Raw genomic sequence first — 11,992 nt, 5'->3', positions numbered from 1 at the left:
TTTTTAAATTTCATTTTTAATGAAAAATTTAAAATAATTCTGCTTTTCTCCAACGTTAGAAGAGAGAAAAACATCTATCTAAAATTAACTAAAATTACTACCATGTCATCCCGAGCTTGTCGAAGGATGGGTTGGGGAAATAATGTTTAATAGACTCTTTTATTAAAAACGATAATTGATGAACAAACCGAAATCATTCATCAATTATCATCTATCATTTATAAATTATTTCTCGTCAGAATATTCTCCAGTCAATGAATAATATCCAAAGATGGCCAATCCACCAGTGACAATCGGAACCAATACAAAAAGTATAATGATGCCGAACACAAGGTCTTCCTGTTTTCCTGATGTGATTTTAGGGATGCCCATCACCGTTATTCCAAAATAGGCGACGATCAGGGCGGCTAATATCCATACAATGCCTAATATTTTTTTTAATCCGTTCATTTTAGTAGATTTAAAATTAATAAATTTTTGAGTGATTATCCCTATTAATCGTGGATATTGTTGTTCTTATTTTTCAGATAAATCAATCCGATGACTAAACAGACTGCGGCAACTCCGATCGGATACCAAAGTCCTTCGAGATACCACGTCGCATGTCCTGCATCTTTTCCGGAAGTTACGAGATAAGTAGCTACTGCGGGAAGCAATCCTCCAAAAACCCCATTACCAATATGATAAGGCAACGACATCGAGGTGTAACGGATTCTCACCGGGAACATTTCAACCAAAAATGCTGCTATCGGACCGTAAACCATCGTTACAAAAATCACCTGAATAAATACAAGGAAGACCAAATACCATCTTGTATCATCATTCAACGTAATCGATGTTGAAACTTTTGGCTCTTCCGCCTTTCCGTCTTTCATCACAGGACCGGCGGCTGACCAGTGAACGATGCTGTCTTTTTTAATTAAAGTTCCGTCTGTGTAAGTCGTTTCTTTATGGAATGTAACTAAACTGTCTGTTGCAATCGTTTTGTGAATGGCCGCGATTCTCGTTTCCTTAATACCTTCACTTGCAACTGTTTTTGCTTCTATATTCACGCTTTTGTACATCGCGTCGTAAATTGGTCTGTAGGCTAAAATTGCAACCAACATTCCGGTCATCATAATTGCTTTTCGGCCAATTTTGTCTGAAAGCCAACCAAAAAATACGAAGAAAGGTGTTCCCATCAATAATGCCGTCGCCATCAGGTAATCAACCTGCATCGAATTGATGTTCATTACTTTTTGAAGGAAACTCATCGCATAAAACTGTCCGGTGTACCAGATGACCCCTTGTCCCATCGCAGCTCCGAATAGAGCCAACAAGACAAATTTGAAATTGAATTTATTTCCGAAACTTTCTTTTAAAGGATTTTTTGAAGTTTTCCCTTCACTTTTAGCCTTAGCAAAAAGCGGCGATTCCTTCATATTTTTTCTGATAAAATATGAAACTCCAACCATTAAAATCGAAATCCAGAACGGAACTCTCCATCCCCATGAGTCAAAATCTTCTGCAGAGAGTGTATTTTTAGTAATTAAAATGACGATCAGTGAAATGAAAAGTCCTGCTGTAGCGGTAGTCTGAATCCATGAAGTCCAGTAACCTCTTCTGTGTGGCTGTGAATATTCTGCAACATAAGTCGCTGCGCCACCGTATTCTCCACCTAGAGCCAATCCCTGTAAAAGTCTTAAAATTAAAACTAAAACCGGTGCCATAAATCCGATCGTTTCATATCCTGGAATACATCCGATCAGGAAGGTTGAGAATCCCATGATCAATAATGTCACTAAAAAAGTGTATTTTCTTCCGATGATATCTCCCAGTCTTCCGAAAAACAAGGCTCCAAAAGGTCTCACTACAAATCCAGCCGCAAAAGTCGCCAGCGTAGATAAAAATGCTGCAGTAGGATTGTCTGCGGGGAAGAATTTGGTCGCCAAAACGACTGCCAGACTTCCGAAAATATAGAAATCATACCATTCTATCAAGGTTCCGAGGGACGATGCGGTAATCACGCTCCAGATGGTGCGGTTTTTCTGCTTATCTGTCATATTCTCGTAAACATCGTGGTGTTGTTCGCTCATATCAATAGATTTTTTTTGTTAATAATTAAATTTAAATGGAATTGGTTTTTATAGATAAATCTGAAGCTGTACAATAAATTCGCCTTTAGATTTCGGGTTTTCTGTCGGACTTGTATAAACCGGTCTTGTAGAATATTGTGTCGTGATTTTTGCGTGATGACCGTCCAGAAACCAGTTGGCTCCTACATCAAACTGCGACGATGGCTTATCAAAAGCTTCAAAATCTTTATATGTATAAGCAGCAAATGGCTGAATTCTGATCTTTGGTTTTTCTGCCTGACTTGGTAATAACAAGCCTGCCTGAGCATAAACCACATTTCCAGTTCCTATCATCGGTTGTAGATTTCCGGGACCAGCTAAAGCTCTTTGTCCGACAAAATTCGGGTCGTTAGCTGCGATGTTCATCGTGCCTAAATTTCTCACGTAATTCGGTCCGAAATTATAGTTGAAATATCCAGCATAAGCCGAAACAGCCATTTTATTTTTTGCTTCACCCAAAGGAATGTCAGCAAAAGCATCTACAGAAAGTAGGGTAATATCGTGCTTTTCGATGTTTGAATTGACTGAAGTTCTCGTTCCTTCCGCCTGATGGTAAAATCCGGCACCCACGTTGAAAACTTTTTTGGTTCCTAAGTAAGAACCTACTTTGAAAGGAAGAAGATTGGATTCTGTGTCTAAAAACTGATATTCAAAATAACCTGCTTTAGACCAGTTTGGATTTCCGTTGTTGTCAACAGCGACTTCATTTCCGGGAATCAGCGTATTTGCTGGAACTAAATCTGTCGCGAAAGGTTTGTTTAAACTCATCCGGTACTCAAATTTCCCATATTTACCTTTTGCGAAAAGACCCATCTGTCTCGCAAACTGATCTGAATTATCAATCAGAGGCCAGCTGAAAACCGGAGAATCCAAAGTCAGAAAGTTCAGTGTAGAAGCCATCGTCATACGAGAAAGTCCCATGTAATAATGAAGCCCACCTCCTAATGTTAAGCTGAATTTTCCTGCTTCACCAGGCATGACGACTGCATATTCATTCCATGCATCATGAAAAAAAAGCTGAGGTTTTTTACCGTTTCCGTAACCGCCGGTTCCTGTTGTCCCTGTCGCGCCACCGTTGATGAAAGTCTGATTGTTAATCCCGAAATGGGTGAGAATCATGTAACGCTTCGTGATTTGAGCATAAGCTAAAATACGTGCCCGTCGGTTTCCTAAATTCCAGGTATTGTCAGTGGGTTCGCCGCCAACCATACTTCCGGGGTTCATTTCGGTGTTCCTGATCCAGAACTGATCCCAGAGAATAAATCTGACATATTTATCTCCTTCAGGATTTAAATTTATTTTTAAACCATTTCCATAATCAGGAGAACCCTGACCGTATACAGAACTGCTAATTAAAGCTAATCCAATAAAACTTAATATTTTCTTCATAAATTATTAATTTTTTGGCTGTTATTTTGTGAAAGCCAAATTGGAATTAATAATTTAGTTATAAAAATTCAGTATATATTAGTGGTGATGATATAGTTGATTATTGATTAATGATGATTGATGGGTCGAAAAATTGAAATACTTAATATGAATTTTAATTTTAAATATCTGATTTAAAGATTATCTAAAAATTTTATTGATGTTCTTGAAATTTACTTTTAGCAGAAATATGTTTAAAATATTTGAATTTATTTTTTAAATCTTTCCCATTTAATCAACATGTACTTATCAGCAAATTGAGTGATAATCAAACCGGAATCTTTAATGTTTTCTTCTTTGGAAATGTATTCGATCAACTCGTTTTGTTTTAAAATTTTATAAACCGGATGAAAATCGGAGTGAGGCGGTCTCGTAATATTGTATTTCTTGATCCAGGAACTGACAGTTACATGAGAAACGCCGATAATCCTTTCTATTTCACGGAAACTTAAGCCTTCAAGATATAATTGTAGTGCTTTGGTCACATAGTAATCATCAATTTTTTTTCCTAATTTTTTAACGGTAAAGTAATAATTACAATCCTTACAGTGGAATCTTTGTTTCTCATTAATGATTCCGCTCTTTACGACTTTTTCACTTTTGCATTTCGGACAGATACTTTCCATATATAGTATTTTAGCAAATATATAATAATTTAGCAATATTAATTTTTAACAATAAGATAATTATACCTGATAATATTAATTAAACAATAAAATTATCTTTTTAATTTGTTTTTTAAAGATAATATGTTTTAAATTTGCCAAAAAATTCAGATAAATAAATGGAAATACAAATTTCCTCATGCGAACATTTAATGTATGTGAGTGAAATACAGCAGGAAATGTATGATTCTGCACAGCGACGGGGAACGGGAATCGCAAAACGTTCCATCGAATATTTAAGTAAAAAAATTTCGGAAGGTAACGCTATAGTCGCTACTGAAAATGGTGAATGGGTAGGTTTCTGTTATATTGAAACCTGGTCGCACGGTCAGTTTGTAGCCAATTCAGGTCTGATTGTTTCTCCAAAATTCAGACATGGAGGTATTGCAACTTTAATCAAAGACCGAGTGTTTGCTTTGTCACGAGAGAAATTTCCCAATGCAAAAATATTTGGTTTAACCACAGGTTTGGCAGTGATGAAAATCAACAGTGACTTGGGATATAAACCTGTGATTTATTCTGAATTGACGCAGGATGATGAGTTTTGGAGCGGATGTAAAAGTTGCGTGAATTATGAAATTTTAATGAAAAAAGAACGGAAAAACTGTCTTTGTACAGCAATGCTTTTCGTTCCTGAAAATAGTAAAGTAAATGGCGTTGAGAATAATCAACCCGAAAATCAACATAAAAATGAGCAAGAAAGTAATCTTAGCGTTTAGCGGAGGTCTTGATACCTCTTACTGTGCCAAATATCTGAGTGAAACACTTGGATATGAAGTATATGCAGTGACTGTAAATACCGGAGGTTTTTCTAAAGAAGAGGAAAAAGAACTGGAGAAAAAAGCCTTTCAACTTGGGGTGAAAGAATACAGGTGCGTTGATGCTCAGGAAGATTATTACAATTCTTGCGTAAAGTATCTGATCTTTGGGAATGTCTTGAAAAACAATACGTACCCCTTGTCTGTAAGTGCTGAACGTACGATTCAGGCGCAGGAAATCGCAAAATATGCGATTGAAATCGGTGCTGATGCAATTGCTCACGGAAGTACAGGCGCAGGAAATGACCAGGTTCGTTTTGACTTGATTTTTCAGGTGATGTGTCCGAATGTGGAAATCATTACGCTAATTCGTGATCTGTCTTTATCCCGTGAAGAAGAGATTGAATTTTTGAAAAGCCATGGCTACGAAATGGAATTTGAAAAGGCTCAATATTCCGTCAATAAAGGACTTTGGGGAACTTCAGTCGGTGGAAAAGAAACGTTAACATCAAGAAATTATCTTCCTGAAGAGGCTTTTCCTTCTCAAATTAAAGAAACTCAGCCTTCAGAACTGGAAATTGAGTTTAAAAATGGTGAAGTTGTAGCGGTAAACGGAGAAAACTTTGAACATTCGGTGTATGCAATTCAAAAGATTGAAGAATTAGCTTCTGCATATGGAATCGGTCGTGATATTCACGTTGGAGATACGATTGTTGGAATTAAAGGAAGAGTCGGTTTCGAAGCGGCGGCAGCTTCTGTCATCATCAAAGCACACCATTTATTGGAAAAACATACGCTTTCAAAATATCAGCAGATGATGAAATCTCAATTGTCTGATTGGTACGGAAACTGGCTTCACGAAGCACTTTTCTTAGATCCTGTAATGAGAAATATCGAGTCTTTCCTAAACGATTCTCAAAAAACAGTAAGCGGAAAAGTTTTTGTAACCCTTCATCCATACAGATTTATCTTAAATGGAATTGAGTCGAAGCATGATCTAATGTCCGATACATTCGGAAGCTATGGCGAAGCAAACAGAGCATGGACAGGCGATGATGTGAAAGGTTACACAAAAATTGTAAGCAATTCTTTAAATATATATCATCAGATAAATAAATAAGATTTGGGCAGCTCTATCCGTCTTCCGCTCCCAATCTTTTGCTCGTCGTTCCTCCTCACAAAAGGATTTCCGCTCAAGTCGGGCTGCGTGCAATTCAATGTTTAAAAATGAACTCGAGGGTTCAAATAATAAAGCCTCAGGTGCAACCTGTGGAAAAAAGGAAAATGAAAAAAAATATCGGAATAATCGGTGCCAACGGCTACACAGGAAGCGAATTAGTTCGTCTGTTGGCTTTTCATCCCCATGTGACTTTGAGTTTTTTATATAGCCGTTCGAATTCGGGGACAAAGATTTCAGATTTGTACCCGGATTTATCTACGGTCTGTGAAATAGTTTTAACGGATGAGCCTGAAGAGGTAGATATTTTATTTTTATGTCTTCCTCACAAAGAAAGCCAGGATTGGCTGGCTCAAAATAATATAAAAGATGAAACGCTAGTCATCGATTTAGGAAATGATTTTCGTTTAGATGGAAATTTTGGAAACAGAAATTTTATCTATGGTTTACCGGAAATTAACAAAAAACAACTTTTGGGAGCAAAAAGCATTGCGAACCCGGGATGTTTTGCAACGGCGATTCAACTGGCTTTGCTTCCATTGGCTGAAAAAGGGTTATTGAATGAGGTATATACAACAGGAATTACAGGTTCGACAGGTGCGGGCCAGTCTTTGCAACCAACGACGCATTTCACTTGGAGAAACGATAATATTTCGGCTTATAAAACTTTGACACATCAGCATGTAGATGAGATTTTACAGCAGTTAGTTTCTTTTAATACGAATGAAATCAGTCTGAATTTTGTTCCATGGAGAGGAGATTTTGCAAGAGGAATTTTTACGAGCTCCACGGTGAAAACAGATTTAGAACTTTCGGATATCAATCAGTTGTATCAGGATTTTTATGCAGAGGCGCCTTTTGTAAAGGTAAGTGAGAAAGCAATTGACCTAAAACAGGTTGTCAATACCAATCGCTGTGTGATTCATATAGAAAAGAGTGGAAATGTTGCAGTGATTCACTCAGCGATTGACAATTTGTTGAAAGGAGCTTCCGGACAGGCAGTTCAAAACATGAATATTGCAATGGGTTGGGAAGAGAATTTAGGATTGAATTTAAAGCCGATTGCGTTTTAATGTGAATAGTTAATAAGTCAATTGTGAATTTTTAAACTCAAATTAAAACCGACTTCGGAAAGTGGAACGTTAAGAAAATTGAAATTTAATCCGTTAAAAAATTCCCACTGTTTGAGCACGAGACAAATCCTCAATCAAAGAACAAATAGTCAATTCGTGCGAGTTTTAGGGATTTTAGGATTTAATTTAAATTTTTAGCAGAATTTTCCAAGTCTTGAATTTTTGTTCCTTTTGTTTCAAGACAAAAGAAAAATTAGAAAAGAAAAATTTAGAGATGAAGTTGTAAAACGAGCAACTATCAACCAATAACAATCAACAAGAAGATGAATTTATTCAACGTATATCCACTATTCAACATAAATCCGGTAAAAGCTCAGGGATCATTTCTTTGGGACGATAAAGGAAAAAAATATCTTGATTTTTACGGAGGTCATGCGGTAATTTCTATCGGACACAATCATCCGCATTATCAAACTCAATTAAAAAACCAGTTAGATAAAATATCTTTTTATTCAAACTCGGTTCAGAATGAATTACAAAAAGAGTTAGCTGAAAAATTGGGAAAACTTTCAGGCTTGGAAGATTATAATTTATTCTTGTGTAATTCAGGAGCAGAAGCGAACGAAAATGCTTTAAAGCTTGCTTCTTTTCACAACGGAAAAAGCAAAGTATTGTATTTCTCAGGTTCATTTCATGGAAGAACTTCGGCGGCAGTTTCCGTGACCGACAATCTAAAAATCGCAGCTCCGGTAAATTATGACAAAAGATTCATAAAATCTGAATGGAATAATATCGAACAGCTTGAAGCAATTTTTGAAAATCAGGGAAGTGAAATTTCATCCGTAATCATTGAAGGAATCCAAGGAGTTGGTGGAATTATGATTCCAACGGTTGAGTTTTTAACTAAAATCAAAGAATTGTGCGAAAAATACGATGCGGTTTTGATTTTAGATGAAGTTCAGTCAGGCTACGGAAGAAGTGGATATTTCTTCGCTCATCAGGAATTTAGAATTGAAGCAGATATTATCACGACAGCAAAAGGAATGGGGAATGGCTTCCCAATTGGCGGAGTATTGATTCATCCGAAATTTCAGGCAAGCAACGGTTTGCTGGGAACAACTTTTGGAGGAAATCACTTAGCTTGTGTCGCTGCAATTTCGGTTTTGGACGTGATGAAAGATGAAAATCTCATCGAAAATGCTCAGAAAATGGGCGAATATATTGAAAGTGAAATTAAAAATTTTCCGCATATTAAAATTATCCGAAGGAAAGGCCTGATGATTGGAATTGAACTCGACAGGGATTGCTCGGAAGTGAGGAACAGCCTGTTGTACAGTCATTATATTTTCACAGGAAACTCCAATGATAAGGCTGTGTTGAGGATTCTTCCGGCGCTTAACATTAAAAAAGAAGAAACTGATTTATTTATCAGTGCTTTAAAAAGTGTTTTAGAAAATCTATAATTTTTAATTAACCACAAATTGAAGATTCGACGTAGTCAAAAGTCACAAAGGCTTTATCATTTTAGGAATCTTTGATGCTTTTTAAAAAGTATTAAAGTCTATGAAAATCTCTGATTTTCAACTAATGTGTTCTAGATATTTTCAAAGTTTTAAACTTAAATCTAATGTGACTCATGTGTTTAAATTTATGCCTTTTGTGGTAAAAACAACCAATTCATTATGAAAAAATTCACCTCTGTAAGCGACGTTGAAAACTTACAGGAAATTATAAAAAAAGCGTTACAAATTAAAGAAAATCCTCTTTCGGAAACCGAGAAAGGAAAAGGAAAAACAATCGGACTGGTATTTTTAAATTCAAGTTTGAGAACGCGTTTAAGCAGTCAGATTGCGGCGCAAAATTTAGGCTTAAATGTATTAACGTTAAACGCAGCTCAAGAGGCCTGGAATCTGGAATTTGCAGATGGAGCGGTAATGAACGGCGACACCGTTGAGCATATCAAAGATGCTATTGAAGTATTAAATCAATATTGTGACATCATCGCAGTTCGTTGTTTTGCAGGAATGAAAAGCAAGGAAGATGATGTTAACGAAAGTATATTAAGCCAGTTCGAGGAATATGCGAAAGTTCCGGTAATTTCTCTGGAGTCGGCAACACGTCACCCTTTGCAAAGTTTGGCAGATTGCATTACAATTACAGAAAACTGGAAAGAAGAGCGTAAACCAAAAGTAGTTTTAACCTGGGCGCCTCACATCAAGCCGATTGCTCATGCGGTAGGAAATTCTTTCGCGGAATGGATGCAGGAAATGGATGTTGAATTGGTAATCGCCAATCCAGAAGGGTATGATTTAGATAAAAACTTCACGAAAGATGTAAAAGTGATTCATGATCAGGAGGAAGCGTTGAAAGATGCAGATTTCATTTATGTGAAAAACTGGTCTTCTTTTGATGATTACGCGGCAATGCCTGAAGTGAAAGAAAACTGGATGCTGACGAATGAAAAATTAGCCAATACCAATCAGGGAAAAGTGATGCACTGTCTTCCGGTACGTCGTAATGTAGAATTGAGCGATGAAGTAATGGATGGTGAAAATTCTATCATTTACCAACAGGCAAAAAACCGAATTTTCTCTGCACAGGCTGTGTTCTCTAAAATTCTGGATGAATTTAATTCTAAGTAAAATAAAACCTAACAGGTTTTCAAAACCCGTTAGGTTTTAAATCATCTTAATTAAGTTCAATCAAAGTCCCAAAGGGACGACATAATCCAGAATAGGATGCAATCCTATGTAAATGAATTAAATAATGAAAGAAAAATTATACATTATAAAAATCGGCGGAGCATTAATCGATGATGAAGAATTATTGAACGAATTTCTGGATCAGTTCTCTGGAATTAAAGCAAAGAAAATTTTAGTTCACGGAGGCGGAAAATTAGCAACAATATTAGCTGATAAATTAGGTGTTGAACAGAAAATGATCAACGGCCGGAGAATCACAGACAAAGATACCTTGGATATTGTGGCGATGGTGTATGCGGGTGGAATCAACAAAAATATTGTGGCAAAACTTCAGCAGAAAAAATGCAAGGCAATAGGATTTTCGGGCGCTGATGCCAATTTAATTAAAGCTAAAAAAAGAGAACACGCAGAAATAGATTTCGGATTTGTTGGTGATATTGAGAAGAAAAGTGTGAACAGGAAATTGATCTCAAAATTGATTAAACTTAAACTCGTTCCGGTATTTTCAGCAATCACTCACGATAAAAAAGGAAATCTTTTCAATACTAATGCAGACACGATTGCTTCGGTAATTGCTCAGGCGTTATCTTCAAAATATGATGTTGAATTATTGTATTGTTTTGATAAATCAGGAGTATTGGAAGATGTCGAAAATCCTGAATCTATCATTAAAAATATTTCTGAAGGAGAATTTTCTGTTTTAAAAAATGCAGGGAAATTGCACAAAGGAATTTTACCAAAATTAGAAAATGCTCTTGGAGCCGTAAAAAACAATGTAAATAAGGTATTCTTAATTAAGGAAACTGAACTAAAAAACCATATAGAAAACCATCATGCAGGAACTAAAATCTGTTTATAGTAAAGAAGAATTTCTGAATAACGCAGTGGATTTGCTGAAAAAACTGATTGAAATCCCTTCGTTCAGCAAAGATGAGTATAATACGTCGGTGGAAATCGAAAACTTTTTTAAAAAGAACAATATTCCTACAAAACGTTTTAAAAACAACATCTGGGCTTTGAATAAAAATTTCGATGTTTTCAAGCCGTCAATTTTGCTGAATACCCATCACGATACGGTAAAGCCAAATAAGGCATACACATTGGATCCGTTTTTAGCGATTGAAAAGGATGGAAAACTGTTTGGATTGGGAAGCAATGATGCCGGAGCTTCTTTGGTATCAATGGTTCAGGTTTTTCTGCATTTTTTTGATAAAGAAGATTTAAAATATAATTTAGTGATTGCTCTGACAGCGGAGGAGGAGATTTCGGGATTTGACGGAATTGAGGCTTTATTTCCGCAGCTTCCGAATATCGAACTTGCCATCGTAGGAGAACCAACGCAGATGAATTTAGCGATTGCAGAAAAAGGTTTGTTAGTCATTGACGGTGAAATGAAAGGCACTCCTTCTCACGCAGCTCATCCGAACGATGATAACTCGATCGTGAAATGTATGGAGGATGTACAGCAGATTTTAAATTTCAAATTTCCAAAAGTTTCAGATTATTTGGGTGAAGTTAAAGTGACTTTGTCGGGAATTCATGCGGGAGTTCAACATAATGTCGTTCCGGAATCATGTCTATTCACATTAGATGTGAGAGTTACGGATGAGTATACCAACAAAGAAGCGTTTGAAATCATTCAATCACAGATGAAATCAACTTTAACGGCAAGATCTTTCAGGTTAAATTCTTCAAAAATCGATAAGGATCATCCATTTGTTAAGGCAGGTCTGAAAATCGGGAGAACAACTTACGGTTCACCGACATCATCCGATCAGGCAATTATTCCGTGTACATCGGTAAAGCTCGGTCCTGGAGACAGCGCACGTTCTCACACCGCGGATGAATACATATATATAAATGAAATAGAAGAGGGGATTGAGATTTACATCCAGATCCTTGAGAAGGTTCTATAAATCGACCTAGGAAACGGAGGCGTCAAGAAAATTAAAATTTAATCCGTTAAAAAATTCCCACTGTTTGAAGCGCGACAATAATTTTGAACTGAAGAATAAATACTGAATTCGCGCAAGTTTTGGGGATTTTAGGATTTAATTTTAATTTTTAGCCGGAGT

The 11,992-nt window shown here is 36.4% G+C and carries 11 protein-coding genes; 7 read left to right on the top strand and 4 right to left on the bottom strand.

What is annotated here, in order from left to right:
* Nucleotides 1-225: 225 nt before the first annotated feature.
* The 4 genes from OEA66_RS01295 to OEA66_RS01280 all read right to left on the bottom strand — a co-directional run bounded on the left by OEA66_RS01295 (nucleotide 226) and on the right by OEA66_RS01280 (nucleotide 4,168).
* Entirely contained in the window at nucleotides 226-450 is a 225-nt protein-coding gene (locus tag OEA66_RS01295) for a DUF6814 family protein (protein ID WP_056080148.1), read from the bottom strand.
* 44 nt (nucleotides 451-494) lie between these two features.
* Nucleotides 495-2,075 (bottom strand): MFS transporter, encoded by a 1,581-nt coding sequence (locus OEA66_RS01290; RefSeq protein WP_267279649.1) that lies wholly within the window; start codon nucleotides 2,073-2,075, stop codon nucleotides 495-497.
* Nucleotides 2,076-2,123: 48 nt separating this feature from the next.
* Nucleotides 2,124-3,503, bottom strand: coding sequence for a porin (locus tag OEA66_RS01285; protein WP_191735205.1), 1,380 nt, complete (start codon nucleotides 3,501-3,503; stop codon nucleotides 2,124-2,126).
* Between the two features lie 248 nt (nucleotides 3,504-3,751).
* Nucleotides 3,752-4,168, bottom strand: coding sequence for an IS1/IS1595 family N-terminal zinc-binding domain-containing protein (locus OEA66_RS01280; protein WP_191735206.1), 417 nt, complete (start codon nucleotides 4,166-4,168; stop codon nucleotides 3,752-3,754).
* A 158-nt stretch (nucleotides 4,169-4,326) separates the two neighbouring features.
* Here OEA66_RS01280 and OEA66_RS01275 point away from each other — a divergent pair, with 158 nt between their 5' ends.
* From OEA66_RS01275 to OEA66_RS01245, 7 genes are all read left to right on the top strand, one after another.
* Nucleotides 4,327-4,926 carry a GNAT family N-acetyltransferase gene (locus OEA66_RS01275; RefSeq protein WP_267279648.1) on the top strand — a complete coding sequence of 200 codons (600 nt, stop codon included), beginning with the start codon at nucleotides 4,327-4,329 and terminating at the stop codon, nucleotides 4,924-4,926.
* On the top strand, nucleotides 4,898-6,085 hold the full coding sequence (locus OEA66_RS01270) for an argininosuccinate synthase (protein WP_267279647.1): 1,188 nt from the start codon (nucleotides 4,898-4,900) through the stop codon (nucleotides 6,083-6,085). Before OEA66_RS01275 ends, OEA66_RS01270 begins: the two co-directional genes overlap by 29 nt.
* A 164-nt stretch (nucleotides 6,086-6,249) precedes the next feature.
* The gene (gene argC, locus OEA66_RS01265) at nucleotides 6,250-7,215 is read left to right on the top strand and encodes an N-acetyl-gamma-glutamyl-phosphate reductase (RefSeq protein ID WP_267279646.1); all 966 of its coding nucleotides are present in this window, start codon (nucleotides 6,250-6,252) and stop codon (nucleotides 7,213-7,215) included.
* 323 nt (nucleotides 7,216-7,538) lie between these two features.
* On the top strand, nucleotides 7,539-8,678 hold the full coding sequence (locus OEA66_RS01260) for an aspartate aminotransferase family protein (RefSeq protein WP_267279645.1): 1,140 nt from the start codon (nucleotides 7,539-7,541) through the stop codon (nucleotides 8,676-8,678).
* A 219-nt stretch (nucleotides 8,679-8,897) separates the two neighbouring features.
* A complete protein-coding gene (locus tag OEA66_RS01255; protein WP_267279644.1) occupies nucleotides 8,898-9,857 on the top strand; it encodes an N-acetylornithine carbamoyltransferase in 960 nt (319 codons plus the stop codon).
* A gap of 124 nt (nucleotides 9,858-9,981) precedes the next feature.
* Nucleotides 9,982-10,776 (top strand): acetylglutamate kinase, encoded by a 795-nt coding sequence (gene argB / locus OEA66_RS01250; RefSeq protein ID WP_267279643.1) that lies wholly within the window; start codon nucleotides 9,982-9,984, stop codon nucleotides 10,774-10,776.
* Nucleotides 10,751-11,833 carry a M20 family metallo-hydrolase gene (locus tag OEA66_RS01245; RefSeq protein ID WP_267279642.1) on the top strand — a complete coding sequence of 361 codons (1,083 nt, stop codon included), beginning with the start codon at nucleotides 10,751-10,753 and terminating at the stop codon, nucleotides 11,831-11,833. The genes argB and OEA66_RS01245 overlap by 26 nt, the downstream gene beginning before the upstream one ends.
* Nucleotides 11,834-11,992: the final 159 nt, after the last annotated feature.

Source organism: Chryseobacterium luquanense, from assembly GCF_026460945.1.
In the GTDB taxonomy this organism is placed as follows: domain Bacteria; phylum Bacteroidota; class Bacteroidia; order Flavobacteriales; family Weeksellaceae; genus Chryseobacterium; species Chryseobacterium luquanense.
Note: the sequence above shows the minus strand (reverse complement) of the source record. Positions and strands in the feature narration are given on the sequence as shown.